This is a genomic window from Crystallibacter permensis (assembly GCF_025960875.1).
Taxonomy (GTDB): Bacteria; Actinomycetota; Actinomycetes; order Actinomycetales; family Micrococcaceae; genus Crystallibacter; species Crystallibacter permensis.
In genome coordinates, this window is the sequence record NZ_JAODLR010000001.1 from 439,441 (window position 1) to 465,060 (window position 25,620).

A 25,620-nucleotide genomic window follows, 5' to 3' on the forward strand; every position below is an offset into this window, starting at 1 on the left:
TAACGGTGGCCCATCTTGACGTGACCAATATTGACTTCTTCCTCTCCGACGGACGCCAGCTGCTCAACGGCGTCGGCTTCAAGGTCGGCGACGGCGCCAAAACCGCTCTCATCGGGCCGAACGGCACCGGCAAAACCACCCTGCTGCGCATCATCGCCGGCGACCTGACCTCGGACGAGGGCACCGTCAGCCGCTCCGGCAACATGGGCATCATGCGCCAGTTCGTCGGCCAGGTCCGGGACGACACCACCGTGCGGGACCTGCTGGTCAGTGCCGCGCCTCCCGCCCTCGCGGCCGCCGCCAACGCGGTGGATTCGGCCGAACTGGCCATGATGGAGCACGACGACGAGCCGACCCAGATGCGCTACGCCCAAGCGATCGCGGACTGGGGCGACGCCGGCGGCTACGAGCTGGAAACCGTCTGGGACGAAGTCACCATGGCCGCGCTCGGGATTCCCTTTGACCGCGCCCAGCACCGCGCGGCGTCGACCCTCTCCGGCGGCGAACAGAAGCGCCTGGTCCTCGAGGCACTGTTCTCCGGCCCGGACGAACTGCTGCTGCTCGACGAGCCGGACAACTACTTGGATGTCCCCGGCAAGCGCTGGCTGGAAGGGAAACTGAACGAATCCAAAAAGTCCGTGCTCTTCGTCAGCCACGACCGGGAGCTGCTGGCCAACGCCGCCAACCGGATTGTCACGCTGGAACCGGGTGCCATCGGCGCCACCGCCTGGGTGCACGGCGGCGGGTTCGAAAGCTACCTGCAGGCGCGGGCCGACCGCAATGCCCGCTTCGAGGAGCTGCGCAAGCGCTGGGACGAGGAGCACGTGAAGCTCAAGGAACTCGTCAACATGTACAAAAACAAGGCGGCCTTCCGCTCCGACATGGCCAACCGCTACCACGCGGCGCAGACCCGGCTGGCGAAGTTCCTCGAGGCCGGCCCGCCAGAGGCCGTGCCGATCGAGCAGAACGTGCACATGCGGCTCAAGGGCGGCCGCACCGCGAAGCGCGCCGTCGTCGCCAGCAAGCTGGAGCTCACCGGCCTGATGAAACCGTTCAGCACCGAGATCTGGTTCGGCGACCGCGTCGGCGTGCTCGGCGCTAACGGCTCGGGCAAGTCACACTTCCTGCGGCTGCTGGCCGGGGGCGGCACGGATCCGGAGAAGGAGCACGTGCCGGTCTCCGAGGTCGAGATCGCCGAGGTTCCGCACAACGGGACGGTGAAGCTCGGCGCGCGCATCCGGCCGGGGTTCTTCGCGCAGACCCACGTCCGCCCCGACCTGCTCGGCCGCACCCTGGTGGACATCCTGCACCGCGGCGACGAACACCGCTCCGGCCTGGGCCGGGAAGCCGCGGCCGCGGTGCTGGACCGTTACGGGCTGGCGCAGCAGGCCGAGCAAAAGTATGACTCGCTCTCCGGCGGCCAGCAGGCCCGGCTGCAGATCCTGCTGCTGGAACTCTCGGGCGCCACCCTGCTCCTGCTCGACGAGCCCACGGACAACCTGGACCTGCACTCGGCCGAGGCGCTGGAGCGCGCCATCGACGCCTTCGAGGGCACGGTCCTCGCGGTCACCCACGACCGCTGGTTCGCCCGCAGTTTCGACCGCTTCCTGGTCTTCGGTTCCGACGGCAAGGTCTACGAGAGCGATGCGCCGGTCTGGGACGAAGAGCGCGTGGTCCGCCAGCGATGAGGCAGCCCGGTTCCGTTGCCGGCGCCAAGTACGCCACCTTCATCATCTTTGGGCTCAACGGACTGGTTTTCGCCAGCTGGGCGGCCAGGATTCCCGCAGCCGCCTCCGCGCTGCAGATTTCCGCCGGGCAGATCGGAGCCCTGCTGCTGGCGCTCGGGCTGGGCTCGGTGCTCTCGCTGCCTCTGGCCGGCCCGATTTCGGCGCGCATCGGCACGGCCAACACCGTGCGCGCGGGCGGCAGCGTGGCCGCTGTCGCCGCCGTCGGCCTGGCCATGGCGCTTTTCGCCGGCTCCGTCCCCGGTGCCGCGGCGGCCTTGTTTGTCTACGGTGTTGGCGTGGCCTGGTGGGATGTGGCGCAGAATATCGAGGGCGCCGACGTCGAGCGCCGACTGCTGCGCACCATCATGCCGCAGTTCCATGCCGCCTTCAGCCTGGGCGCCTTCATCGGCGCGATGATCGGGGCGGCGCTCTCGGTCCTCCAGATCCAGCTCGCGGTGCACCTGCTGTTCATGGCCGTGCTGGTGGCCGTCGCCGTCCTCACCGTGCCCAAATACTTCCTGCCGCATGCGCCGGAACAACCTAACGACGACGACGGCGCTTCCCGCCGCGGCAAGTTCGCCGCTTGGCGCGAACCGCGCACCGTCCTGATCGGTGTGCTGGTCCTCGGTGCGGCACTGACCGAGGGCGCGGCCAACGACTGGATCGCCCAGGCCACCGTGGTGGGGCTCGGCGCATCAGAGGCCATCGGCGCCGTGCTGTTCGGCATTTTCGTGGCCTCGATGACACTCCTGCGGCTGGTCGGGGGACGGTTCATCGACCGCTGGGGCCGGGTCCTGGTGCTGCGGGTGAGCATGACGACGGCGCTGGTGGGCCTGCTGGTGTTCGTCCTCGCTCCCGACGTGCCGCTTGCCGTCTTCGGCGCGGTCCTCTGGGGCGCGGGCGCCGCACTGGGCTTCCCGATGGGTATGTCCGCGGCGGCCGATGACCGGGCCTTCGCTGCCGAGCGCGTTTCGGTGGTCTCCACCCTGGGCTATGTCGCGTTCCTGGCCGGGCCGCCGTTCCTCGGCTTCCTGGGCGAGCATGTGGGCATCCGCAACGCCCTGCTTGCGGTGGCCGTGCTCATGGTCGCCTCGCTGCTGACCGCCCCCGCCGCCCGCGAACAGGAGCCCGTCCGGCGGTAAGGCGGGTACGGTCCTGTCCGTTGGCCGGCCTCCCACGGACGCCCCTGTAGTCCTCAAGGACTACGCCGGCGCCAGCCAAGATCATCCTGCAGTGCGGTTACGCCGCGGCCGCCGGCCCGTAGCGTAGTTGGTGCGGGAATCTTCTCGGCCCGCAACCCCGAACTTTAAGGACGGCAGACATGATCGAGGCACACGGCCTGGTCAAGGTGTACGGCAAGAAACCCGCCGTACAGGGCATCTCCTTCACCGTGCAGCCGGGCAAAGTCACCGGCTTCCTGGGCCCGAACGGCGCGGGCAAGTCCACCACCATGCGGATGATCATGGGGCTGGACCGGCCCACCAGCGGCGACGTCAAGGTGAACGGCAAGCACTACGCCGCGCACAAGGCGCCGCTGCGCGAAGTCGGCGCGCTGCTGGACGCCAAGGCGGTCCACAGCTCCCGCAGTGCCTACAACCATCTGCGCGCGATGGCCGCCACGCACGGGATCCCCACGAAGCGCGTGCAGGAGGTCATCGACCTGACCGGCCTCGGCGCCGTCGCGAAGAAGCGCGTGGGCGGCTTCTCGCTCGGCATGGGCCAGCGGCTCGGCATCGCCGCCGCGCTGCTGGGAGATCCGCAGACCATCATCCTGGACGAGCCCGTCAACGGACTCGATCCCGAAGGCGTGCTCTGGGTCCGCAACCTGGTCCGCTCGCTCGCCGCCGAAGGCCGCACCGTGTTCCTCTCCTCGCACTTGATGAGCGAAATGGCGCAGACCGCGGACCATCTGCTGGTGATCGGCCGCGGCAAGATCATTGCCGATGCCAGTATGCAGGACTTCCTGAACGGCCAGAACCTGGTGCGCTCGCGCGTCCGGACGGACAACCCGGAGGCCCTGATCCGCGCGCTCGCCGCTCACGGCGTCAGTGTGGACACCCGCGACGCGGCGCTGCTGGAGATCACCGGCGTCGACCCCCGCGACATCGCCCGGGCCGCCTTGGAACAGCAGGTCCTGGTTTACGAACTGACCCCGCTGCAGGCTTCGCTGGAAGAGGTCTACATGGACCTGACCAAGGACGAAGTGGAATACCACTCGCAGAACATCGACACCCAGCCCGCGCTTCTAGAACAGTCAGGACAGCCGGCGCTGCCGGCCGAACTGGCTCCCGCGGGCACCACCGGCCGGGAAGGAAAGTAAGGCCATGAGCACTGCAACCATGAACAAGCCGGCCCACGCTACTGGCAGCGGCGTAAACTTCGCCCGGTCCCTGCACTCCGAGTGGATCAAGTTCACCACCCTGCGCTCCACCTGGATCCTGCTGGCCACCACGATCGTGGTGATGATCGGCATCGGACTGCTCGGTGCCTGGGGCATGGGCTCCGGCATGGAGTCCATCCGCGAGAGCGGGCAGGACCCGGCCGCCATGGGGATGGACGAGTCCATGCTGTACATGATGGCCACCGGCGGCATCGACTTCGGTCAGCTGATCATCGGCGCCCTGGGCGTGCTGCTGATCGCCTCCGAATACTCCACCGGCATGATCCGCTCCACCATGACCGCCGTACCGGGCCGCCTGTCCCCGCTGGCAGCCAAGGCCGTCGTCGTTGCCGCGGTAGCCGCCGTCGTCGGTATTGTCTCCAGCTTCGCCACGTACTTCCTCAGCCAGCCCATCCTGGCCAGCTACGGACTGGACTACGGGCTGGACGTGGAGAACTTCGTGCAGTCGCTGCTGCTCTCCGGTGTCTACCTGGCCCTGGTGGCCCTGATGGGCCTGGCCGTGGGGTCGCTGCTGCGCAACAGCGCCGGCGGGATCGTCACGCTGGTGGCCCTGCTGCTGGTGCTGCCGATTGTGGCGAGTATCCTCCAGTTCGACTGGATCCAGGACGGCGTGGTTCCGTACCTGCCCTCCAACGCCGGCCGCCAAATGCTGGCGCTGGAGATTGCCGACGGCGACCTGACCCAACTGCAGGGCGGCCTGGTGATGGCAGCCTGGACCGCAGTGCTGCTCGCCGCCGCCGCGGTGACCACCAAGTCCCGGGACGTCTAGGCCCGGGGATAAGCTCACCAGCATGAGCACACAGACTTCAGCGAGGGAGGCGGCGGAGCGAACGGCCGCCGTCTCCTTCGCTGAGATATCTTCCAAGCGGCGGGGACCTTTCCGCCGCTATTTCCATGCCCACCCGGTGGCGATGGACTGGCTGCTGGTCGTGGCCAACTTCCTGTTCGGCCTGGGCAACGCGATCTACAGCATCGGCATCGGCGAATGGCTGCCGCTGGTCCTGCTTGTGGGAGCCTCTACCGCGCTGGTCTTCCGCCGGCATTTCCCCTGGCTGGTACTGGCGGCCATTGTCGTCGGGGACGTGCTGACCGTGCTGTTCACCAGTACCGGCAGCAGTTCGATCGGCATGTGGCTGGCCATTTATACCGTTGCCACCACCGTGCGGGCGCTGCACGCGCTGGTGGCGGCCGTCCTCGCCGGGGCCCCGCTGCTGGTCGCCATGGCCTTCAAAATGCCGGCGGAAATCGCCGAAAGCATCGCCTCCGGAGAGCTGCCGCCCTACATCGGGCTGATCTCCGGCGTCGTCATTCTGTTGTTCAACGTTATTGCCGCCGGCATCGGAATCACCGTCCGGCGCGACCGGCACCACGAGGAGGAGCTGCGCCGCTGGGCCGCCGACAATGCCCTGCTGGCCTCGGCCAATGAACGCACCCGGATCGCGCGGGAAATGCACGACGTGGTGGCCCATTCCTTGTCGGTGATGATCGCGCTCTCGGACGGCGCCGCCGTCGTCGTTAAAAAGGATCCGGGCCGGGCCGCGGACGTGCTCGACCAGCTCTCCGTCACCGGCCGCACCGCGCTCGCCGACATGCGCCGGGTGCTGGGCGTCCTGCGCGACGACGCCCAGCCGGCCGCACCGCTGGAGCCGGCCGGGAGCGAGCTGATGGAGCTGATCGAAGGCTTCCGCGCCGCCGGCCTGCCGCTGCGCGTGGTCACCAGCGGGCCGGTGCTGCCCGAAGACCGGAACTTCAAGCTGACCGTGTACCGGATTGTGCAGGAATCGCTGACCAACGTGCTGCGCTATGCCCGCGGCCTGAGTGAGGTGAAGGTGGACATCACCCGCGCCGGCTCGGTGGTAAATATCCGCGTGACGGACGACGGGCACGCCCCGGCGTCCGTGAAGTCCCTGGGGGCCGGGCAGGGCATTACCGGCATGCGAGAACGCGCGGCGATTTACCACGGCACGGTTGACTGCGGTCCGCGACCCAATGGTGGTTGGATGGTTGAAGCAACGTTGGACTGGCCGGGGGAGGAGCCTGCACATGGCTGAGGAAAGCACTGAATCAACTGCACCAACTGAAGCAACGGAGCCGGCGGCACCGAACGGTCCCATCCGGGTGCTGCTGGTCGATGACCAGCCTCTGCTGCGCATGGGATTCCGCCTGATCCTCGAAGGCGAGGACGACGTCGAGATTGCCGGCGAGGCGTCCAACGGCGCGGAAGCGTTGGAGCTGGTCCGGACACTGGAGCCGGACGTGGTGCTGATGGACGTGCGCATGCCAGTGCTGGACGGGATCGAGGCAACCCGGCAGATCACCGAGGCCGGACTGTGTGCCCGGATCATCATCCTGACCACGTTCGACCTGGACGAATATGCCTTCGCCGGGCTGCGGGCCGGGGCCAGCGCCTTCCTGCTCAAGGACGTGGCGCCGGACGAACTGGTCCATGCCGTTCGGCTGGTGGCCAGCGGGGACGCTGTGGTGGCACCGCGGGTAACGCAGCGGTTGCTGGAAACGTACGTCCGGGCACTGCCGCCGGATGCCGGCCCCGCCGTGGCGCCGCAGCGGGACCCGCTGCTCGATGACCTCACGCCGCGGGAGCTCGAAGTGCTGTCCGCGATCGCCGAGGGGCTGTCCAACGCGGAGATCGCGCACAAGTTCTTCCTCTCCGAGGCCACGGTCAAGACGCATGTCCGGCGGATCCTGAGCAAGCTGCACCTGCGTGACCGGGTGCAGGCCGTGGTCTACGCGTATGAGACAGGCCTGGTGGTCCCGAGCCAGGGGCTGGATTACTGATCCTGAACGGGCCTTGCGCTGCTGCCCCAACCTTTTCCCATCCGTTTCGCGCCGGTCCCGGGATAAGGTGGCCTTCTACTAAAAGAGGTGTTGGGGGACATGAATCTGGAAGAGCTGGATGAGCGGGTCCACGAGGAAGACGGTGAATCCGCCGCGGGTAAGACCCGCTCGGTTGGACGGAACCTCGCGGCCGCCCTGGGTTTCACTTTCGTGGCCCTCGCCGTCGTCGCGGTGCTCGCCGTGGTGGTGATGAACCACCTTGCCTACCTGAACTCGGCCACCGAACAGTCCAAAATCAGTGCCACTGCCTATCTGGACAGCCAGCTGCTGAGCAGTTACGAGATCACGCAGGCCGCCCGGATCGAGAAGCTGGACCAGTTGTCTGTCGTGGAGGTCACCACGGACTTCGATACGGGCTATGGCGACGCCGGCACCGCCGTCGTCACGGTTGGCTGCGAGAAGTGGTGGGTCCAGCGTTGCGAAGTGGTCGACGTTTCCGGCTTGCCCGGCCGCTGATCGGCCGCTGACCGCCCGGCTGTGGAGGACAAGTCGACCGTGCCTGCGCCGGCCTTGGAACCGCGCCAATCCGCGGATTAACTCCCGGGACCACCTGTCCGGTAAGCTTGATGAGTCCGTGCTGGCACTGCCACCGGCTTTTTTCTGTGAGAATAACCAAAACACCCGAAAGAGTCTGCGGTGGTTCTGCGGCCGGACAACGCAATAGAACCTCCTGTTACGGAAATACCGTGACCGTCTAGCCCAAAGGAGGTGGGTTCACAATGCGTGCTTATGAACTGATGGTAATCATCGACCCCGAGGTCGAAGAGCGTACCGTAGAGCCTCAGCTCGACAAGTTCCTCAACGTCATCCGCACCGACGGTGGCACCGTCGACAAGGTCGATATCTGGGGACGCCGCCGTCTTGCCTACGACATCAAGAAGAAGTCCGAAGGCATCTACGCAGTGGTTAACTTCACCGCTACCCCCGCAACCGCAGCTGAGCTTGACCGTCAGCTTGGTCTGAACGAGACCATCCTGCGCACCAAGATCATCCGCCCGGAGGAGCAGAAGATCTCCGCTGAGTAATTTCAGTATTGATCTTCGGAGCCTTACCGGCTCCACTCTTCAGAACGCAGAACCGCGGACATTAACATTCCGCGGATCAGGACATCAGGAGGCAGTATGGCAGGCGAAACCGTAATCACCGTCGTTGGTAACCTCACCAACGATCCGGAACTCCGGTTCACTCCGTCAGGCTCGGCAGTAGCAAACTTCACCGTTGCTTCCACGCCGCGGACCTTTGACCGCCAGTCCAACGAATGGAAGGACGGGGAAACCCTGTTCCTCCGCGCGTCGGTATGGCGTGAGGCTGCAGAGAACGTCGCCGAGACCCTGACCAAGGGCACCCGAGTGCTCGTTCAGGGTCGACTGAAGTCGCGTTCCTATGAGACCAAAGAGGGCGAAAAGCGCACCGTGATGGAGCTTGAGGTCGACGAAATCGGCCCCTCGCTGCGTTATGCATCCGCAAAGGTCACCCGCACCCAGCGCTCCGGCGGTGGCCAGGGCGGCTTCGGCGGCGGCAACAGCGGTGGCTTCGGCGGAAACCAGAACCAGGGCTGGGGAGCACCGCAATCCGCTCCGCAGTCCGCACCCCAGGAAGATCCCTGGGGCGCACCGGCAGGCGGCGGTAACGCCGGCAGCTGGGGCAACGGTCCTGACTCAAACGAACCGCCCTTCTAAATAAAACACCCCATCCCGCAGAAACGTTCTGCGGGCTCCACTAGATAAAGGAGCTCCACGATGGCTAAGGCTGAACTCCGTAAGCCCAAACCAAAGTCCAACCCCTTGAAGGCCGCTGACGTCACCGTCATCGACTACAAGGACGTAGCATTGCTGCGCAAGTTCATCTCCGACCGCGGAAAGATCCGCGCCCGCCGCGTTACTGGTGTAACCGTGCAGGAGCAGCGCAAGATCGCACTGGCAATCAAGAACGCCCGCGAAGTTGCTCTGCTGCCTTACTCCGGCGCTGGCCGCGGCTAAGCGAAGCGAAGAGGAGAGTACAAACATGGCAAAGCTCATTTTGACCCACGAAGTAACCGGTCTTGGTGCCGCAGGTGACGTCGTCGAGGTAAAGAACGGTTACGCCCGTAACTACCTTCTGCCCCGCGGCTTCGCTCTGGCCTGGTCCAAGGGCGGCGAGAAGCAGGTTGAGTCCATCAAGGCTGCCCGTGCAGCCCGCGAGCACGCTTCCCTGGAAGATGCTCAGGCTCAGGCCCAGTCTCTGTCCGCCAAGCCGGTCAAGCTGACCGTCAAGGCCGGCGAGTCCGGACGCCTGTTCGGTACCGTCAAGCCCGCCGACGTTGCAGCAGCTGTTGAGGCTGCAGGTCTGGGCGCCATCGACAAGCGCAAGGTTGAACTGCCTGAGCACATCAAGTCGGTTGGCAAATACCAGGCCAACGTCCGTCTGCACGAGGACGTAGCCGCTGTCATCGACCTTCAGGTCGTTGCAGGCTAATAGCCCGATGATTGGTTGATCCGCTTGCGGTGATGCCGGACATTTGCTGAAGGACCTCTGCCCTCACGGGTAGGGGTCCTTTGCCTTGCCCGGGCGCACTAGCTCACGCTCCCGTCGCCTGGCGCTTACCCTGCGTTCACGCCCCGGCTACCGACGCGTCAGACCGTTCGGCCACAGTAGGGCCATGCCCGAGATTTCCCGTCGTTCCCTTGTCCTTGGTGCCTTCGCCGCAGCCGGAACCGTCGCCGCCTCAGGTGCCGCGCCGGCGTCGGCCGTTTCCCGTCCTTCGGCCGGAGGCGTTCCGCTGGTGCGCAAACGGCTGACGCTGCCCAGCGGCATCTCTACCGGCGATGTCACCAGCAGGTCCGCAGTCCTCTGGTCCCGTGCCTCCGGCCCCGGCCGCCTGGTCGCCACCCTGCGGACAACCGACGACGACGGCCGCGTCTTGCGCGGCAAGGGTGCCTTCGAGCGGGTGCTGCACGGCGGCTGGGCCACCGAGGAATCGGACTTCACGGCGAAGATCGACGCGCGCAACCTGCCCTCCGGCAGCCGGTTCCGGTTGTCCCTGCGGTTCGAGGATGAACGCGGTGTGCCCGGCGAAGCCGTTCACGGTTCCTTTACGACGGCGGACGGACCGGGTGCGTTCGGCCGCGGGCAGAGCCGGGGCCCCCGGCACCAACGCGGCCAGAGCTTCGTCTGGACGGGTGACACGGCCGGCCAGGGCTGGGGCATCAACGAAGAGATCGGCGGCATGCTCGGCTACCGGGCCATGCACGAGACCCGCCCCGACTTCTTTATCCACTGCGGCGATACCATTTACGCCGACGGCCCTATCTCGGCCGAAGTCACGGAGCCGGACGGCCGGATCTGGAAGAACCTCGTGACCGAGGAAGTCTCCAAGGTCGCCGAAACCCTGAACGAATACCGCGGGCGCCACCGCTACAACATGATGGATGCGAACCTGCGTGCCATGTACGCGGAGGTGCCGGTGATCGCGCAGTGGGATGACCACGAGACGCACAACAACTGGTGGCACGGCGAGGTCATCGACGACCCGCGCTACACCGTCCGCGACATCGATACGCTTGCCGCCCGCGGCCGGCAGGCCTGGCAGGAGTACATGCCGATCACAGACAGCCGCGCCACGAGGAAGGGCACCACAGGCTTCGAACCAGCGCGGATCTACCGCAAGATCGAGCGCGGGCCGCAGCTGGACATTTTCGCGCTGGACATGCGCACCTACAAAGGCGAAAACACCGCCGGGCTGGAACAAAAAGCCACCAGCATCCTCGGCGAAGAGCAGCTCCAGTGGCTGATCCACGAGGTGAAGAAGTCCAAGGCCACGTGGAAAGTCATCTCGGCCGACCTGCCGCTGGGCATCATCGTTCCGGACGGCAAGGCACAGGAGAGCATTGCCAACAACAACGACGACGCTCCGCTGGGCCGCGAACTGGAACTGGCCAGGCTGCTCAAGGCCTTCAAGGACAACCGCATCAAGAACGTCGTCTGGGTGACCGCGGATGTCCACTACTGCGCCGCGCACCACTACGCGCCGGAGCGGGCAGCGTTCAAGGACTTCGACCCGTTCTGGGAATTCGTCGCAGGACCCATCAACGCCGGCGGCTTCGGGCCCAACGAGATGGACCTGACCTTCGGCCCCGAGGTCGTGTTTTCACAGGCGGGCTACACCAACCAGTCGCCGCGGACGGGAGAGTCCCAGTTTTTCGGCCACGTGGAGCTCGACGGCGAGGACGCCTTCACGGTGAGCCTGCGCAATGCCCGGGGCACTGCCCTGTGGAGCAAAACCCTCCACCCGGAACGCTGAGCGGCCCGAACGCCGACCCTAGTAGGCTACCGACGTGAGTACCCACGCGTTTTCCCAGGTTGATGTCTTCACCACCGGTCCAGGAACCGGCAACCCGCTGGCGGTGGTCGGCGGGGCCGAAGATCTCTCCACCGAGCAGATGCAGCGCTTCGCGAACTGGACCAACCTTTCCGAGACCACCTTCCTGCTGGTGCCGACGCAGCCCGGGGCCGATTACCGGGTGCGGATCTTCACGCCGAGCGAGGAGCTGCCCTTCGCCGGACATCCGACCCTGGGCAGCGCTGCCGTCTGGCTGCAGGACGGCGGCAGTCCGCAGAGTGCTGCCAGCCTCGTCCAGGAATGCGAAGCCGGCCTGATCAACCTCAAGAACGACGGCGGCCGGCTGGCCTTCGCTGCCCCGCCACGGGTCCGTACGGGTGAGCTGCCGGAGGAAAATGTTGAGCGGATCTGTGCCGCGCTGGGGCTGGAGCGCTCCGCCGTCGTCCGGCATCAGTGGGCGGACAACGGCCCCCGCTGGCAGGCGCTCCAGCTCACGGATGCCCAGGCGGTGCTCGCGGTGGAGCCGGACTACGCCGCTCTTGCTCCCTTCGGCGTCGGGCTTATTGGTGCCTATCCGGAGGGCAGCGAGGTCGATTTCGAGGTCCGCGGCCTGATGGGCTTCGAGGCGGTTCCTGCCGAAGACCCGGCAACGGGGAGCCTGAATGCTGCGCTGGCGCAGTGGCTGATCGGCGAGGGCGCCGCTCCGGCGAGTTATGCCGTCAGGCAAGGGTCGAGGCTGGGCCGGGATGCGCGGCTGCACGTCCGGGCCGAAGGCGGAGACGTGTGGGTCGGTGGCGACGTGCGCACCGTCATCCGCGGCACCGTGGATCTGTAGGGCAAGACTTGCGGCGCCGGGGGCGATTGGCCCTGCTGCGGTCCGGCACAGGACAATAGGCTGGTGGCTACTGCGCAAACTTCCCGGAACCGTTCCCGCACCGCACTCTGGGCGCTCGTCTCGTCGGGGCTCGCCGCGATCCTGCTCGCCCTGATCCTGATCTACGCCGCGGCGTCCGGAGGGGCCGGACTGATCCTGGCTCCGCTCGTGGCACTGCCCGTGCTCATGTTCGCGCTGGGCGGCGTGGCCCTGGGGATTTCCGCGCTGGCCCGGCGCACCCATGCGCGACGACTGGCCACAACAGGCCTGATCCTCGGGATTGTCTGCGCCGTGCCGCCGGTGTGGCTGTGGGTCTGGCTGCTGGCCGGTTAGCCCCTGTGCCGCCCTTTGCCCCTAGTCCCTTGCCCTTGATCGCCCTGCGGCCCGGTTAGGACTGGCTCTGCAGCGACTCGTGTGCCGCCGTCGTCATGTGTTTGTAGCCGAGCGTGATCAGCTCCCTGAGGACCGCGAGGTCCACGTCAGCCAGTTTGTTGACATAGAGGCAGGCCGCCCCGGTCTTGTGCTTGCCCAGTCTCTCCAGCAGCGGCGCTGACTCTGGCGCGTAGGTCAGTCCATAAAGCGCGAGGTTGCCTTTGCGCGGAGAGAAACCGACGGCGGCAGCATCGCCTTCGCGACCGCTGGCGTATTTGTAGTGGTAACTGCCGAAGCCGATGATGGACGGCCCCCACATAACCGGCGGCTGGCCCGTCAGGTCCTCGAAGAGTTCCAGCAGTACCTGTCCGTCCGCCCGCCGGACGGGATGCTCCACAGCGTCAATAAAGGCCTGGGCGGACTCGTCGGTGGGGGCGGTTTTGTTTTCAGCCATGAGGGCAGTCTTGCAGATGCATGGCTTCCGCGAGAAGGGTTCAGGGGGCTTCCGGGGCTCCGGCGGGAGGCTCGTCGTGGATGAGCTCCACAAAACCGGATGCTTCCTGCTTGGACGCGTCCGAGTGTTCCATGAGCAGCTGTACCGCGGCTTCCTTGTCGCCGTCGAGCGCCGTTGCCCTGATCCTGGCAAAGACCTCGTCATTGAGCCGGGTACTCGCGATCTCCCTGATCTCTTCTCCCTTGGAGACGATGGCCCGGTACCGGTAGCCCGTGGCCGGAGTGACGCTCGCGCGGGCAGCAGAGGCGTCGGAAGTGGTGCTTGATTCCGGAGTGGCGAGGCGGTCAGGAGGGGTATCCGGTTTCGAAGCGGTGCTCCTTTCCGGAGTGCCGGCGGAGTCCGGAGACGCGGCGGTGTCCGGCTGGGCGGCGGCGGGACCATCCTCCGGCTTGGGCACGGCAGGGGGAGTGTACGGCTGGGGATGTGCGGACATATTTGCGACGGCGGCAGCGGCTTCGCGCAGGCCGGCTCCGGTTGCAGCCCGGTAGTCCTTGATCGCCCGCAGTGCATCACCTCTCGCGATAGCGGAGTAGACAGCCGTGTGCTGTTGCTGGTCCAGCCGGCTGCTGGCCACTTCGGAATGCTCCTTGGAGGTAGCGGGGGCCGCAGCCAGGCCAGGTCGGCGGCCGGTTCCGCCGCTGTCGTCAGTGGGTGTGGATCTGCGTTTGGCCGTTTTCAACAGGAGCAGGCCGAGCGCAACGACGACAACCAGAATCAGCAGGGGGATCAGGAAAAGCTCCATGTGATCAATCCTACGGGCACAACCAGATGGGCAGCAGCCCTCCGGTCGAGACTGCCCTCAACTGAAAGTGGCACCTGAAGCGCGGGATTTTCCGTTTTCACCCCGAACGGGCAACGACGCAGGTCAGTGGCACAGGTTGGGTTATCGGCGGGGCTTTCGCGTGGAAAAAGCTGTGGATAACCGCGTGGATTAGCAGCGTATAGGGCTATGTGAGGCATCTGTCAACACGGGAGGTGGGGATGAATGTTCCACAGAATTTTCTTTAATCCACAGTGAGGAATAAAAGTTTCCGCAGGTCAGGGCCTTGTTACTGGCTAGTTAACTTTGTTATCCACAGCTATGCACACAGGCTGTGCACAAGACACGCCGCCTAATCCACAATTAATCCACAGGGCCGGTGGATAACTCGCTTGGTTCTGTATGGATAGAGGGCTAACGTTGCGGAGTATCCCTCAACAGACCGCGATCCGGTCTCTAGTTTTTCGTGCCCTCAACCGGGAGCAGCGGAAAGCGTCGGAGGCGGCTGATATACCCGTTTCAACGGGCGAGGCGGGATGCGATTGCCCGGTTTGTCGTTTTAGTAGAGAAAGCAGGCAGCGGTGACATTAGTACATGCCGACTCCGCCCAGGCTGGCCGGGAACCGGACTTCGCACGTACCCCGCCTCAGGATTTGGTAGCCGAACAGTCGGTACTCGGCGGCATGATGCTGTCCAAGGATGCCATCGCTGACTGCGTCGAGGTGCTGCGCGGCGTCGACTTCTACCGGCCCTCGCATGAAGCGATCTATGAGGCCATCATCGACCTCTACGGCCGCGGCGAACCTGCCGACGCCGTCACCGTTTCCGACCTGCTGACCAAGCGCGGCGAAATCTCGCGCATCGGCGGACCCGCATACCTGCACACCCTCATTCAGTCCGTCCCCACTGCTGCCAATGCCGGCTTCTACGCGGAGATCGTGCGTGAACGTGCTGTGCTCCGCCGGTTGGTGGATGCTGGAACCAAGATCGTCCAGCTCGGATACTCGCAGGACGGCGAAGTCGACGACATCGTCAACCAGGCGCAGGCTGAAATTTACACCGTGGCAGAGCGCCGCACGGCTGAAGACTATGTCGCGCTGAAGGACATCATTGAAGGTACGGTCGACGAGATCGAGTCGGCCGGCCACCGTGGCGAAGGCATGACGGGTGTTCCCACCGGCTTCTACGAACTCGACGAACTGACCCAGGGTTTGCACGGTGGGCAGATGATCGTGATCGCGGCCAGGCCGGCCGTCGGCAAAGCGCTGGCGCTCGACACTGCGCTGCCCACTCCAACGGGCTGGACCACCATGGGTGAAATCGAAGCGGGGGACCAGGTTCTTGCGGCCGACGGAACTCCCACTGAAGTGGTCGCAGTGACCGACGTGATGGTGGACCGTCCCTGCTACGAAGTGACCTTTGACGACGGCAGCGTCCTGGTTGCTGACGCCGAGCACCAGTGGCTGGCCGAGATCAACGAAGACGACGCCGCAGTGGCAACGACGGCGGAGATCGTTGCCTCGCTCGACGATGGAGGACGCGCATTCATCCGGAACCAGGCAGGTTCGCTGAACGAGCAGCTTGCCGGCCGCGAGGGCTGGAAGATCGTCGGCATCCGTCCTGTTCCATCCGTCCCCGTCCGGTGCATTCAGGTCGCCCACGAGTCGCACCTGTACTTGGCTGGCCACGCGTTTGTGCCTACCCATAACTCGACGTTCGCTTTGGATTTTGCCCGGTCGGCGGCAATCAAGAACAACATGACCACGGTCTTCTTCTCCCTCGAAATGGGCCGGAACGAGATCGCCATGCGTCTGCTCTCCGCAGAGGCAACCATCGGACTGCAGGACCTGCGCAAGGGAACCATCAAGGACGAGCAGTGGGGCAAGATCGCCACCACCATGGGCCGGATGAACGATGCGCCGCTGTTCATCGACGACAGCCCCAACATGTCGCTGATGGAAATCCGCGCGAAGTGCCGCCGTCTTAAGCAGCGCCATGACCTCAAGCTGGTGGTCCTGGACTACCTCCAGCTGATGTCGTCCGGCAAGCGCGTGGAATCGCGTCAGCAGGAAGTTTCCGAGTTCTCGCGCGCGCTCAAGCTGCTGGCCAAGGAGCTCGACGTTCCCGTGATTGCGCTGTCGCAGCTGAACCGTGGTTCCGAGCAGCGTACAGACAAGAAGCCGATGGTTTCCGACCTTCGTGAATCAGGTTGCCTTACCGCCGATACCCGCGTACTGCGTTCCGATACTGGTGTAGAGACAACCATGGGCGAATTGTTCGCTTCCGGCGCCAAGGATGTGCCAGTTTGGTCGCTCGACGACAGCCTGCGCTATGTCGAGCGACACCTGACGCATGTTTTCTCCACCGGTGTGAAGCCGGTCTACCGGCTGACTCTCTCTTCGGGAAAGACTGTCCGCGCAACGGCAAACCACCCATTCTTCACCTATGAGGGCTGGAAGCCACTCGGCGAGCTTGCGGTTGGCGACCGGCTTGGAGTCCCGCGACACGTAAACGGCCCATCCGAGCGCGTTGTGTGGAGCGATGAGCAAGTAGTGGCGGCGGCCAAGGTACTGGGAGCCAACGCAACGCGTACTTCCCCTGAGATTTACGACGTCGAAGACGGTCACGTTAGCGACGCGATGGCCTTTGTTCCCAGTGCAGTGTTTGCCTTGCCGAAGAGGCAGATCGGTTTGTTCTTGGGCCAGCTCTGGACTGCCGGCGGCACAGTCGGCGTAACCGTGTCGGGTACTCACAGCGATATCAGTTTTGCCTCTGGCTCCCGCGCGGTTCTGGACGGTCTCGCCACGCTGCTCCTGCGGTTTGGCATCAGCGTCGAGATTGCCATGGTGTCCGAGGGGTTCCGGTTGGCGATCTCAGGTATGGATGACCAGCGCAGATTCCTGCAGGAAATCAATGTTTACGGCGATGCGACTCCGGCAGCCGAGCGCCTCCTTGAACTGGTGAGAGATGCCGCTGCAGAGCCCGCGCCGAAGCCCGTGCCGGACGCTGTTTGGTCAGAGGTTCGGAACATTATGGAGGATTCTTCCGAACCAGCTCTCGGTCGGATGACAGCGGTCCTTGAAAAGGCCGATCTGGATGTTGAAGCCGTCAACGACCTGTTTTGGGACTCAGTCGTAAGCATCATTCCCGACGGCGAAGAAGAGGTCTTTGATGCCACGGTCCTGGGCAACCATAACTTCATCGCGAACGGAATCGCTGTCCATAACTCGATCGAGCAGGATGCGGATATGGTCATCCTGCTGCACCGCGAGGACATCTATGACAAAGAATCACCGCGCGCGGGTGAAGCAGACGTCATTGTGGCCAAGCACCGTAACGGCCCGACGAAGACCATCGTGGTCGGCTTCCAGGGCCACTATTCACGATTCTCCAACATGGCGGTCGAGCACGGCTAAGCGCAAAGCGCGTTCCCGCACAGCCCAGCACGCACCGATGGGTGGTATGTAGCAGGTCGTGGCTAGACTTGAAGGAAGCGGAGAACCCGCAGACAAGTAGCTGGAGGAGATATGTTCAGGCCCGGGGCGCCCATCGAGGAAATCGAACAGGACGTCGAAGAAATCATTACCGAGCTGGTCCATCAGCTGGGTCGGCTGGCCGAACGGGACCCGGTTCCCACAGGCGCAGAAGAACGTGCCTACATCCGTGCTTTCGCCGACGCCCGGGCGAATGCAGACCGGAATCAGGCGGCATTGCTCGCCACCGCAGTAGCCAGGCCGAATCTGGCCGAGGCGCTGATCTACCTGAACCGGAGACTGGACAGCCGCGACCTCGACCCGCGGGACCCCGCAGGCGTCATCGGTATCATCGTCCGCCTCGCCATGGACGGGCTGTGGGTCAGCGACATCCTGGATGAAACCCGCTTCACCGCCGCGGAGCGCCGCAAGCTGACGGGCATCCTGGAAGGCATGACCTACCTGACGGACAACCGTCTGGAAACCCTTCTTGCCGAAACGGCACCGGAGCGGAAGGCGCAGGGCGCCTAGTGGCCAGTCGGCTGCTGCTCGTCGCGGACACCCATGTCCCCAAGCGCGCGCGGCAGCTGCCCGCCCAGGTCTGGGACGCCGTCGAGCTGGTCGACGTGGTCTTCCACGCCGGCGATTGGGTTGTTCCGGAGCTGCTGGACGAATTTGAACAGCGCAGCCGGCAGCTGGTGGCAGTCTACGGAAACAACGACGGCGAAGAGCTGCGGGCGCGGCTGCCGGAAGTCGCCAGAGTGACGATCGAGGGCGTCCGCTTCGCCATGATCCACGAGACCGGGGCCGCCACCGGGCGCGAAAAGCGGGCCGATGCCAACTTCCCGGACACGGATGTGCTGGTCTTCGGGCACAGCCATATCCCGTGGGACACCACCGCGCCCGGCGGCCTGCGGCTGCTCAACCCTGGCTCGCCCACAGACCGGCGGCGCCAGCCGGTCTGCACCTACATGACGGCCCTGGTGGACGCGGGCCAAATGCTCGACGTCGAGCTGGTCACCGTCCGCAATCGATTACCGGGACCCGGATGATGGCCACTACAGTGGCCGGCAGGTGACACTCTCGATCTCGGCGACGAAGGCAGGTTTTTCATGACGAAGATAGGTTTCATCGGACTGGGCATCATGGGCGGCCCCATGGCAGCGAACCTGGTCAAGGCAGGGTTCGATGTGGCCGGGTATAACCGCTCGCAGGCCAAGGTGGAGCGTTTCGTCGAAGCCGGCGGTACGGGTGCCGCCACCGTGGCCGAAGCCGTCCGGGACCGCGACGTCATCATTACCTGCCTGCCGGATTCACCCGACGTCGAGGAGATGGCCCTGGGCGACGACGGCGTTTTTGCGCACGCCCGCGAAGGCGCCCTCTTTATCGACATGAGCACTATCCAGCCGGCCACGGCACGCAAGATCGCTGAGGCCGGTCGAGCACGGGGCTTCGGCGTGCTGGACGCGCCGATCAGCGGCGGCGAACGCGGCGCTATTGAAGCCACGCTGTCTATCATGGTGGGCGGGGAAGCAGCTGACGTGGAGACCGCACAGCCGGTGTTCGAGGCCATGGGCAAGACGATCGTGCATGTCGGTCCGGCCGGGGCCGGGCAGACGGTCAAGGCCGCCAACCAGCTGATCTGCGCGGTCAACATCCAGGCCGTGGCCGAGGCCATCGTTTTCCTTGAGGCCAACTCGGTGGACCCGACTACCGCCATCAACGCGCTTTCCGGCGGTCTTGCCGGCAGCGCCGTGCTGGAGCGGCGCGCGCCCAGCATGGTGGAACGCAACTTCGAGCCAGGCTTCCGCGCCGAGCTGCACCATAAGGACCTGGGCATTCTCACCGCGGCTGCACGGGACGCTGGAGTCACCATTCCCCTGGGCACCGCGGCCGCTCAGCTCATGTCGGCGCTGGTGGCACAAGGCGATGGAAAACTGGACAACACCGCGCTGCTGAAGCTGGTCGAAGAACTCTCCGGCCGGTAAACCCTCGGGAGTCCTGGGACGGACCGTTGTTATCGTCTGTTATAGAAGCAGCGATCCATAACAGACGACAACGAGAGGCCAGCTAATGCAGCCAAGCCCCTATACCCCCGGAGAAGTGGCCCGTACCGTCCCGGGCCGCTCCGTTCAGCTTGCCGAGTTCGATGAGCGCCTATCCTGCTTGATCGACCTTGGCCGGCTGGTGGGACGCATCCGCATCGATCATGCTCCGCGTGGTCTGGGAAAGACCTCGTTGCTGCGGCAGTACCAGCGGCGCGCCAAGGAGCGTGGGGCGCTGACGATCTGGGTGACCGCCGGTGAGAGTGCCGGGCTGATTTCTCAAATAGCTGCAGAGGTCGAACGTGAGAGCGCCACCTGGCGCACCGACGCCCGCAGCGCTGGGTGCGCATCTCGAATCCCTCACCGTCCGGGTGGCGTTCCCGACGTGATCAGCGTCGACGCGACCCTCAAACCGGAAAGGGCCGCTGATATCCTCCGCGGTCACATTCAGCGAGCGGTTTGCCTACCGGCCGCTCCCGCCGCTGGCCCGCGAGGCAGAGGAGATAGCGCTGTCTGCACCTGCCCGAGAACTCGGCGCGCGGTGGGAGGACGACGCGCTGAACGAAGCACTCGAACTCGCTGCCGGCTATCCATACTCCGTACAGCTGATCGGCGACGCAGCATGGGCTGCTGCCGGTGGCCCGGACCACGGCGGCAGGATCGTCCTTGAGCACATAATGACCGGGCGCGAATCGATGCGGGCCTATCTCGAAGGCCCTTTTTCGCGCGCGCTGGGCGAGCATCGACAAAGGGTTCATTCAAGCGGAATCGAGGGGCAAGCTTGAGTTCACGATTTCGGGGTTCGCTGCCTTTGTCCGCGATTTGGAAGAGTAGAGATTTCGCGGGACGGACGTCGGACGAACGAGTATTACGCGAACCAGGTGTCGGGCGGGCCGAGGAACAGTAGGAAACTGAAGACGACGGCCACAGCAATGAGTGCGACGACGATGGCCGTGATGGGTTTGCGCAGCACCCACGCCTGTAGCTTCTCAAGCAGGCCGCGCGGTTCCTCGCCGCCGGCGGCCAGGCGCCAGCCGCCGTTGAGCAGACCCCTCTTGTCCAGCGACTTTTCCACCGGGATGGTGGCATAAGGGATGACGGCGGAAACCAGCGCCAGGAGACCGGTCTTGGCCGGCCACTTCTGGTTGACCCACATGAAGCACGTGACCGCCGCGTAGCAGAGGAACACGAACCCGTGGATGCCGCCGCCGATGCGGACGCCCACCTCGGTGGTTTCGGTGACGTACTTGAGGAACAGGCCGATCAGCAGCAGCGTCCACGTCACCGCCTCGGCGAAGGCGACAGAGCGGAACAGGGCGCGCGGTGACATAAGGGTCCTCTACTGGGGAAAACGGATCCCTTCCAAAATACCGCCCCGGCGGGTCCCGGCGCACGTTCCCTCAGCCGGAACCCGGGCACCCAGAGCGGGCGGGCGCCGTCGTTAGCTGTTGCTAACTGTTGGAGATGGCCTTGTTGACCTCGGCCGGGGTCTCGTAGTCCTTCTCCGGGAGGCGGCGTATTGCCTCGAGGACGTTGTTGTCAGCGCCGGAGTTCTCGGCGTGCTTGACCAGGTCGGCGGCCGAGGCGGGATAGTCGACGCCGCCCAGGGCCTTCTGGATGTCGATGGGGCTGGGGTTGTCTGCCATGCTGTTTCCTCCTGAAGGGAATGCGGACGGGTTACCAATCCAACCTACGTTCACCGCCGGTGCAGGGGAATAGCCCGGCGGACATCCGTGCTGCAGTTCCGAAGCGTAGTACCTTCGAATCTTGTGAATGCACTTGATTTGCTCCAGGCGGCGGTCCTCGGGCTGGGGACCGGGCTGGCACTGATTATCGCCATCGGGGCGCAGAACGCGTTTGTGCTGCGGCAGGGCATCCGCGGCGAGCATGTCGCCGTCGTCGTTGTCATCTGCGCTCTGTCCGACGCGGTGCTCATCGCGGCCGGCATCCTGGGCATCGGCGCGCTCATCGAGGCCGCGCCGATGGTGGTCGATGTCATCCGGTATGCCGGTGCCGCGTTCCTGATTGGCTATGGACTGATCGCGGCGAAGCGCGCCATCCGGCCCGGCTCGCTCACCGCGAACGAGCAGCAGGGCCCGCTCAGCACCAAGGCCGCCGTGGCCACGGTGCTGGCCCTGACCTGGCTGAACCCGCACGTGTACCTGGACACCGTGCTGCTGCTGGGCTCGGTGGCCAACAGCCAGGCGCCGGATGCGCGTTGGTGGTTCGGCAGCGGCGCGATGCTGGGCAGCATCATTTGGTTCAGCGCTCTGGGTTTCGGGGCCCGGCTGCTGCGGCGGTTCTTCGCCAAGCCGTCCTCCTGGCGGATCCTGGACGGGGCGATCGCCGTGGTCATGTTCGCGCTCGGAATCCGGATGGCAATCGGCGCATAGAAAACCGCCGGCAGGTCTTCGCAAGCTGCCGTGGCGCTGGCAAGCTGGAGGCATGGCGCAGCTGGACGGGACACAGCACGGCACGGCCCAGAGGGACCTTTCCGGGCTCGAACTGGTGGAAATAACGACGGCGACCTGGCCCGTTTTCGAGGAACTCTTCGGCCCCGGCGGGGTGCAAGGAGGGTGCTGGTGTTCCTGGTTCCGGCTGTCCTCGCGCGACTATGCCTCGTCCAGCAGCGCGGAGCGGCGGGACTTTGTGCATGCGCGTGTGGAGGCCGGCGAGCCGTTCGGCCTGGTAGCAAGGCTCGACGGCGAACCGCTGGGCTGGGTGTCCGTGGCGCCGCGGCAGTGCCACACCAGGCTGGAACGTTCCTCGGTCGCCCGGCTGGCCGAGGACGAGGATCCGGCAAGCTTGTGGACGGTGGCCTGCTTCTATATCAAACGGGATGCGCGTGGAATCGGCCTGTCCCACCGGCTGCTGGACGCCGCCGTCGAGCATGCGGCAAGCCGCGGAGCCAGAGCAGTCGAGGGGTACCCGGTGGATACCGCCGGCGGAAAGGTACCGCCGCAGGACCTGTACTACGGCACGCTGGAGGTGTTTCTGGCAGCGGGGTTCGAGCTGGTGGAGCGCCGCGGCCAACGGCGTGCGCGGGTCCGCAAAGCGCTCGCGGACTGAGCATGGCCGCCGCGGACTAAACCCCGGCGGAAGCTAGTCCTCGCCGCCGGTCTCGACGCCCGGCAGGAATTCCTCGGGCAGCTCCGGGACCAGGACGATCACCAGGTCCTGGATCTTCCAGTCCAGATCCACACAGTCCTCGCGCAGGTGCTCCAGGTCTTCCGCCGTCGGCGTGCTGCCTTCGCGGGGGACCACAAAGGACTCCACATGGAACACGTGGCCTTCGTCGCGGATCCGGCTTTTGGCCTCGCCCACCCACCCGGTGGCGTTCAGGAAGTCGTCGATCCGGCCGAGCAGCGGATGCGGGCGGGCGTTGTCGTAGGTGCGGGCCCGGGCGTCCATGAGGTCGCTGACTGCACCGCGCAGGTTCTTGACGCCGTCGTTGGCAATGCTGGCTGAAATGACCAGCGCGGCCACGGAGTCGGCCCACCACCAGCCGATGCCGATCCCCGCCACGCCTACGGCGGCAGCGACGGCGGTCATCCAGTCGGCCTTGTTCATGTCCGCGTCCGCGTAGAGCACCTTGTCGTGCAGCTTTTCGGCCAGCTTCATCTTGGCGCGGCCGATAAAGACCGGCGGCGCCGCGATCAGGAGCATGACGCCGATCATGAGCCAGCCCAGCCAGATGGTCCGGCCGAACAGTTCCACGCCACCGATGGTCGGGTGCTCCGCGGTGATCAGTCCCAGCGCCGAGTCCACCAGCAGATATGTACCCATGACCAACAGGGCCACGGCAGCCACTAAGTGTGCTATTCCGATGGCGCGGTGGTAGCCGTAGGGATGCTGCTCCGTGGGCGGTTTGCGGATGACGCGGGCGGCCACGAGGAACGCGATGGGCGGCAGGAAGGAGAGCATGTCCTCGATCCAGGCCGCCTTCATGGCCTGCGAATTGCCGAGCACCAGGTACACCAGCGCCACAGTGACAGCCAGGAACGCGATAGTGATCCACTCGAGTTTCTTGGCCTTGCGCAGAGTCTCGCGCTGTTCCTCCGGCAGCCGCGTGTTGCCGAAGTGTACGGCCTGCGTGCTGCTCCCGGGGCTCATGATTGCAGCTCCTGGGCCTGCAGATACTTATCCAAGGCGAGCAGGAAAGCATTCTCGCCCAGCGGCGTCAGCATCACGTGTTTGACGGTTTTGCCGCGTTCGTCTTTGGTCTCCATGTACGGAAGTGTCATGCCCGCGTGCTTGGTCCAGGGCGTATCGGCGCCGAAACCGCCGATCACCAGGTCCAGCTCGCCGTGTTCAAGGTCATCCACGAGCTCGTGCTCAGTGCCCCCGGTCCATTCGACGGTGGCCTCACGGCTGGCGGCGAAACCGCGCACCAGATCCGGCTCGATCCCGGCCGGCTCCGCGCCCGGCTGCAGCTGAACCCAGTCGCCTTCCTCCCCGGCAGCGGCGGTGACTCCCACCTGGAGCGTCCCGCCGGTAATTTCCTGCAGGGTACCGTTCGGATCGGCCGGCATGGACGCCCCGCAGCCAGCCAGCAGGGGGGCGACGGCGAGCATCACCACCCATCGGATCCTTGGCGTTGGCAAGGCAGTCACCTCCAGGCTCGTGGCGTTGTGCTTCTGCTTCGGACTCTAGCAAGCCAAAGCACGCGCAGGGGGGCAAACAGCTAATGCCGGGCGTATTTGGCGTCCCGGTAACAGACCACGGTCACGGTGATGGACAGGGCAATGGTGATGATGCCCAGCGGATTGCACAGCGCGATCGACATGCCCAGGGCGGATTCGCCGGCCAGAGCCGTCAGGACCGAGCCGCCGTTTCCGCCGAAGTCGGGCACGGTGAAGCCGAACCCAAAGGCCACCAGATACGTGGCCAGCAGCAGCGCGGACGTCTTCAGCGGCGCGCCGAAGGGCCGCACCGTGACGGCGTTCGCCACGGTCTTGATCCCCGCGAACAGCAGCAGAAGCAGCAGCACCGGCCCGAGCGTGAACGCCAGGATCGACACCATCGGCCCGGAGATCCCGAACAGCACCCGCCCTGCGACAACCCACAGGGGAACCAGGATGGCCATCGGGATGCAGATCAGCGCCATCAGTGTCTGGAAAGGATTGGGACGGCGTACGACGGCGGGGCGGGACAATGCTTCTGAACTCACCTTATTCACTATATGGCTAGCCGCCAGGCACCTACCCGGTCAGGTCCCTCAGCATAGGACGCGGTGCGGGACCAGCAGTTATATGCTTTCTCCATGAATGAGGAGAGCAGGCAGGGCCAGACGGTGTCCCTGCGGGTGACGATCGAGGTGAACATTATCGACGCCGACGCCCTCCGGGACAGCGCGATCTCGCGTGCCTCCGACACCCAGGAAGTCGAGTATGCGATCAGCGACGCGATGAACGCGCTCATCATCGCCTCGGATCCGATCCAGGCGGCGGATGTTCTGGCGGGAGTGGAGGGCGTGGAGCCGCGTGCATTCCGGGTCTCCGCGGAAACGGGCAATCCCGCCGACGACGACGATATCCACGCCGCCGACACCGCGATCGTGATCGACGGAGCGTTCGAAGACCGCCGGCCTGCCGACGTTCCCGATGCTCCGGTCACCGAACAGGATTTCATCGACCTCTCCGCCCAGGTGGAGGGGCTGAGCCCGGACATGCTCGGCTACGACGACGAACTTGAGGATCAGGGGGAGCGACGGCGCTCGCTCCGGCAGGCGAAACTGGTGGCCGGACTGCTGTGGCACGCCTCCGTTGTCCTGATGGACGAACTGTTCTCGGACATCGAGTTGCTGCGCAGCCGGGGAACGCCGACTGCGGCAGACGTGGACGAAACGTTCGTCATTTCGGGCCTGCCGCCGCGCTTCGCGCACCGCTACACGGCCCTGTTCGCCCAGCGGTTCCTCACGGTTGCCGTCGACCTGACTACCAGGATCGCCGGCCGCTGGCAGCCGCCGTCGTGCGTTGCCCAGGAGCTTGCGCTGCGCTGCCTGCTCAACGAGGCGCAGCTGCTGGCCGAGGAAGCCGGCCTGGAGCTGGACGAAGACTGGCGGGCAACCGTGGAAGAATTCCTGCTCGAGGACACGGATGCGGAACTGCTCTACAACGAGGCCCTAGATGGTTTCGAAGACTATCTCGAGAGCCTCGGGACCGGCGTGGCTTCGATGAAGTTCGAGAACTGGTTCGAGCCGTTCAACAATGCGCGCCATGTTCCGCCGTACGCCCTAAGCGACTAGCCGGCCCCGCCGTCGTCGTTGTTAGTGGTTTGC

The 25,620-nt window shown here is 65.3% G+C and carries 28 protein-coding genes; 21 read left to right on the forward strand and 7 right to left on the reverse strand.

From position 1 onward, the window contains the following. Positions 1-5 precede the first annotated feature (5 nt). The 14 genes from B0G38_RS02120 to B0G38_RS02185 all read left to right on the forward strand — a co-directional run bounded on the left by B0G38_RS02120 (position 6) and on the right by B0G38_RS02185 (position 12,509). The gene (locus B0G38_RS02120; protein ID WP_264667900.1) at positions 6-1,688 is read left to right on the forward strand and encodes an ABC-F family ATP-binding cassette domain-containing protein; all 1,683 of its coding nucleotides are present in this window, start codon (positions 6-8) and stop codon (positions 1,686-1,688) included. Continuing rightward, entirely contained in the window at positions 1,685-2,869 is a 1,185-nt protein-coding gene (locus B0G38_RS02125) for an MFS transporter (RefSeq protein WP_264667901.1), read from the forward strand. Before B0G38_RS02120 ends, B0G38_RS02125 begins: the two co-directional genes overlap by 4 nt. Before the next feature lie 179 nt (positions 2,870-3,048). Beyond that, the gene (locus tag B0G38_RS02130) at positions 3,049-4,047 is read left to right on the forward strand and encodes an ABC transporter ATP-binding protein (RefSeq protein ID WP_264667902.1); all 999 of its coding nucleotides are present in this window, start codon (positions 3,049-3,051) and stop codon (positions 4,045-4,047) included. Positions 4,048-4,051: 4 nt separating this feature from the next. Beyond that, positions 4,052-4,897: an ABC transporter permease gene (locus tag B0G38_RS02135; protein WP_264667903.1), complete on the forward strand. Its 846-nt coding sequence runs from the start codon at positions 4,052-4,054 to the stop codon at positions 4,895-4,897. 22 nt (positions 4,898-4,919) lie between these two features. Then, complete coding sequence (locus B0G38_RS02140; protein ID WP_264667904.1) at positions 4,920-6,179, forward strand: sensor histidine kinase; 1,260 nt, start codon at positions 4,920-4,922, stop codon at positions 6,177-6,179. Beyond that, entirely contained in the window at positions 6,172-6,924 is a 753-nt protein-coding gene (locus tag B0G38_RS02145; RefSeq protein WP_264667905.1) for a response regulator, read from the forward strand. Before B0G38_RS02140 ends, B0G38_RS02145 begins: the two co-directional genes overlap by 8 nt. 99 nt (positions 6,925-7,023) lie before the next feature. Continuing rightward, the gene (locus tag B0G38_RS02150; RefSeq protein ID WP_264667906.1) at positions 7,024-7,440 is read left to right on the forward strand and encodes a hypothetical protein; all 417 of its coding nucleotides are present in this window, start codon (positions 7,024-7,026) and stop codon (positions 7,438-7,440) included. A gap of 263 nt (positions 7,441-7,703) precedes the next feature. Further along, positions 7,704-8,009: a 30S ribosomal protein S6 gene (gene rpsF, locus B0G38_RS02155; RefSeq protein WP_074700461.1), complete on the forward strand. Its 306-nt coding sequence runs from the start codon at positions 7,704-7,706 to the stop codon at positions 8,007-8,009. Between the two features lie 96 nt (positions 8,010-8,105). Beyond that, the gene (locus B0G38_RS02160) at positions 8,106-8,663 is read left to right on the forward strand and encodes a single-stranded DNA-binding protein (RefSeq protein WP_169995436.1); all 558 of its coding nucleotides are present in this window, start codon (positions 8,106-8,108) and stop codon (positions 8,661-8,663) included. A 60-nt stretch (positions 8,664-8,723) separates the two neighbouring features. Then, positions 8,724-8,963 carry a 30S ribosomal protein S18 gene (gene rpsR, locus B0G38_RS02165; protein WP_026543915.1) on the forward strand — a complete coding sequence of 80 codons (240 nt, stop codon included), beginning with the start codon at positions 8,724-8,726 and terminating at the stop codon, positions 8,961-8,963. A 25-nt stretch (positions 8,964-8,988) separates the two neighbouring features. Then, complete coding sequence (gene rplI / locus B0G38_RS02170) at positions 8,989-9,438, forward strand: 50S ribosomal protein L9 (protein ID WP_169995438.1); 450 nt, start codon at positions 8,989-8,991, stop codon at positions 9,436-9,438. Between the two features lie 184 nt (positions 9,439-9,622). Then, positions 9,623-11,263, forward strand: coding sequence for an alkaline phosphatase D family protein (locus B0G38_RS02175; protein WP_264667907.1), 1,641 nt, complete (start codon positions 9,623-9,625; stop codon positions 11,261-11,263). Positions 11,264-11,297: 34 nt separating this feature from the next. Beyond that, the gene (locus tag B0G38_RS02180) at positions 11,298-12,137 is read left to right on the forward strand and encodes a PhzF family phenazine biosynthesis protein (protein WP_264667908.1); all 840 of its coding nucleotides are present in this window, start codon (positions 11,298-11,300) and stop codon (positions 12,135-12,137) included. Between the two features lie 63 nt (positions 12,138-12,200). Next, on the forward strand, positions 12,201-12,509 hold the full coding sequence (locus tag B0G38_RS02185; RefSeq protein WP_264667909.1) for a hypothetical protein: 309 nt from the start codon (positions 12,201-12,203) through the stop codon (positions 12,507-12,509). 55 nt (positions 12,510-12,564) lie between these two features. Here B0G38_RS02185 and B0G38_RS02190 read toward each other — a convergent pair whose 3' ends face one another. Next, on the reverse strand, positions 12,565-13,002 hold the full coding sequence (locus tag B0G38_RS02190) for a DUF1801 domain-containing protein (RefSeq protein ID WP_264667910.1): 438 nt from the start codon (positions 13,000-13,002) through the stop codon (positions 12,565-12,567). 40 nt (positions 13,003-13,042) lie between these two features. Then, positions 13,043-13,804 (reverse strand): RAD23 family protein, encoded by a 762-nt coding sequence (locus B0G38_RS02195; RefSeq protein WP_264667911.1) that lies wholly within the window; start codon positions 13,802-13,804, stop codon positions 13,043-13,045. Positions 13,805-14,403: 599 nt separating this feature from the next. Here B0G38_RS02195 and dnaB point away from each other — a divergent pair. The 4 genes from dnaB (at position 14,404) to B0G38_RS02215 (ending at position 19,283) form a co-directional block, all read left to right on the forward strand. Beyond that, positions 14,404-17,238, forward strand: coding sequence for a replicative DNA helicase (gene dnaB, locus B0G38_RS02200; protein ID WP_264667912.1), 2,835 nt, complete (start codon positions 14,404-14,406; stop codon positions 17,236-17,238). Positions 17,239-17,349: 111 nt separating this feature from the next. Beyond that, on the forward strand, positions 17,350-17,826 hold the full coding sequence (locus B0G38_RS02205; RefSeq protein ID WP_264667913.1) for a TetR family transcriptional regulator: 477 nt from the start codon (positions 17,350-17,352) through the stop codon (positions 17,824-17,826). Continuing rightward, positions 17,826-18,347, forward strand: a complete 522-nt coding sequence (locus B0G38_RS02210) for a metallophosphoesterase family protein (RefSeq protein WP_264667914.1) — start codon at positions 17,826-17,828, stop codon at positions 18,345-18,347. The genes B0G38_RS02205 and B0G38_RS02210 overlap by 1 nt, the downstream gene beginning before the upstream one ends. Before the next feature lie 60 nt (positions 18,348-18,407). Next, positions 18,408-19,283, forward strand: coding sequence for a 2-hydroxy-3-oxopropionate reductase (locus B0G38_RS02215; protein WP_264667915.1), 876 nt, complete (start codon positions 18,408-18,410; stop codon positions 19,281-19,283). A 925-nt stretch (positions 19,284-20,208) separates the two neighbouring features. On the opposite strand, the gene B0G38_RS02220 is transcribed toward B0G38_RS02215, so the two are convergent. Together B0G38_RS02220 and B0G38_RS02225 are read right to left on the reverse strand one after the other, a co-directional pair. Next, a complete protein-coding gene (locus B0G38_RS02220; protein ID WP_264667916.1) occupies positions 20,209-20,670 on the reverse strand; it encodes a DUF3817 domain-containing protein in 462 nt (153 codons plus the stop codon). 121 nt (positions 20,671-20,791) lie between these two features. Beyond that, complete coding sequence (locus B0G38_RS02225; protein ID WP_264667917.1) at positions 20,792-20,986, reverse strand: DUF2795 domain-containing protein; 195 nt, start codon at positions 20,984-20,986, stop codon at positions 20,792-20,794. A gap of 123 nt (positions 20,987-21,109) precedes the next feature. Between B0G38_RS02225 and B0G38_RS02230 the strand changes: the two genes are divergently transcribed. Beyond that, positions 21,110-21,733, forward strand: a complete 624-nt coding sequence (locus B0G38_RS02230) for a LysE/ArgO family amino acid transporter (protein ID WP_264667918.1) — start codon at positions 21,110-21,112, stop codon at positions 21,731-21,733. 52 nt (positions 21,734-21,785) lie between these two features. Beyond that, positions 21,786-22,409, forward strand: coding sequence for a GNAT family N-acetyltransferase (locus B0G38_RS02235; protein WP_264667919.1), 624 nt, complete (start codon positions 21,786-21,788; stop codon positions 22,407-22,409). 33 nt (positions 22,410-22,442) lie between these two features. On the opposite strand, the gene B0G38_RS02240 is transcribed toward B0G38_RS02235, so the two are convergent. The 3 genes from B0G38_RS02240 to B0G38_RS02250 form a co-directional block, all read right to left on the reverse strand. Continuing rightward, positions 22,443-23,453, reverse strand: coding sequence for a cation diffusion facilitator family transporter (locus B0G38_RS02240; protein ID WP_264667920.1), 1,011 nt, complete (start codon positions 23,451-23,453; stop codon positions 22,443-22,445). After that, on the reverse strand, positions 23,450-23,914 hold the full coding sequence (locus B0G38_RS02245; protein ID WP_264667980.1) for a transglycosylase SLT domain-containing protein: 465 nt from the start codon (positions 23,912-23,914) through the stop codon (positions 23,450-23,452). The genes B0G38_RS02240 and B0G38_RS02245 overlap by 4 nt, the downstream gene beginning before the upstream one ends. A gap of 110 nt (positions 23,915-24,024) precedes the next feature. Then, entirely contained in the window at positions 24,025-24,510 is a 486-nt protein-coding gene (locus B0G38_RS02250) for a hypothetical protein (RefSeq protein WP_264667921.1), read from the reverse strand. Between the two features lie 93 nt (positions 24,511-24,603). Here B0G38_RS02250 and B0G38_RS02255 point away from each other — a divergent pair, with 93 nt between their 5' ends. Next, on the forward strand, positions 24,604-25,587 hold the full coding sequence (locus B0G38_RS02255) for a hypothetical protein (RefSeq protein WP_264667922.1): 984 nt from the start codon (positions 24,604-24,606) through the stop codon (positions 25,585-25,587). Positions 25,588-25,620 lie beyond the last annotated feature (33 nt).

Coding starts and splice junctions, on each gene's coding strand:
- B0G38_RS02125 (WP_264667901.1), top strand. CDS start 1,685: ATGAGGCAGCCCGGTTCCGTTGCCGGCGCCAAGTACGCCACCTTCATC.
- B0G38_RS02130 (WP_264667902.1), top strand. CDS start 3,049: ATGATCGAGGCACACGGCCTGGTCAAGGTGTACGGCAAGAAACCCGCC.
- B0G38_RS02135 (WP_264667903.1), top strand. CDS start 4,052: ATGAGCACTGCAACCATGAACAAGCCGGCCCACGCTACTGGCAGCGGC.
- B0G38_RS02140 (WP_264667904.1), top strand. CDS start 4,920: ATGAGCACACAGACTTCAGCGAGGGAGGCGGCGGAGCGAACGGCCGCC.
- B0G38_RS02145 (WP_264667905.1), top strand. CDS start 6,172: ATGGCTGAGGAAAGCACTGAATCAACTGCACCAACTGAAGCAACGGAG.
- B0G38_RS02150 (WP_264667906.1), top strand. CDS start 7,024: ATGAATCTGGAAGAGCTGGATGAGCGGGTCCACGAGGAAGACGGTGAA.
- rpsF (WP_074700461.1), top strand. CDS start 7,704: ATGCGTGCTTATGAACTGATGGTAATCATCGACCCCGAGGTCGAAGAG.
- B0G38_RS02160 (WP_169995436.1), top strand. CDS start 8,106: ATGGCAGGCGAAACCGTAATCACCGTCGTTGGTAACCTCACCAACGAT.
- rpsR (WP_026543915.1), top strand. CDS start 8,724: ATGGCTAAGGCTGAACTCCGTAAGCCCAAACCAAAGTCCAACCCCTTG.
- rplI (WP_169995438.1), top strand. CDS start 8,989: ATGGCAAAGCTCATTTTGACCCACGAAGTAACCGGTCTTGGTGCCGCA.
- B0G38_RS02175 (WP_264667907.1), top strand. CDS start 9,623: ATGCCCGAGATTTCCCGTCGTTCCCTTGTCCTTGGTGCCTTCGCCGCA.
- B0G38_RS02190 (WP_264667910.1), bottom strand. CDS start 13,002: ATGGCTGAAAACAAAACCGCCCCCACCGACGAGTCCGCCCAGGCCTTT.
- B0G38_RS02195 (WP_264667911.1), bottom strand. CDS start 13,804: ATGGAGCTTTTCCTGATCCCCCTGCTGATTCTGGTTGTCGTCGTTGCG.
- B0G38_RS02205 (WP_264667913.1), top strand. CDS start 17,350: ATGTTCAGGCCCGGGGCGCCCATCGAGGAAATCGAACAGGACGTCGAA.
- B0G38_RS02215 (WP_264667915.1), top strand. CDS start 18,408: ATGACGAAGATAGGTTTCATCGGACTGGGCATCATGGGCGGCCCCATG.
- B0G38_RS02220 (WP_264667916.1), bottom strand. CDS start 20,670: ATGTCACCGCGCGCCCTGTTCCGCTCTGTCGCCTTCGCCGAGGCGGTG.
- B0G38_RS02225 (WP_264667917.1), bottom strand. CDS start 20,986: ATGGCAGACAACCCCAGCCCCATCGACATCCAGAAGGCCCTGGGCGGC.
- B0G38_RS02235 (WP_264667919.1), top strand. CDS start 21,786: ATGGCGCAGCTGGACGGGACACAGCACGGCACGGCCCAGAGGGACCTT.
- B0G38_RS02240 (WP_264667920.1), bottom strand. CDS start 23,453: ATGAGCCCCGGGAGCAGCACGCAGGCCGTACACTTCGGCAACACGCGG.
- B0G38_RS02245 (WP_264667980.1), bottom strand. CDS start 23,914: ATGCTCGCCGTCGCCCCCCTGCTGGCTGGCTGCGGGGCGTCCATGCCG.
- B0G38_RS02255 (WP_264667922.1), top strand. CDS start 24,604: ATGAATGAGGAGAGCAGGCAGGGCCAGACGGTGTCCCTGCGGGTGACG.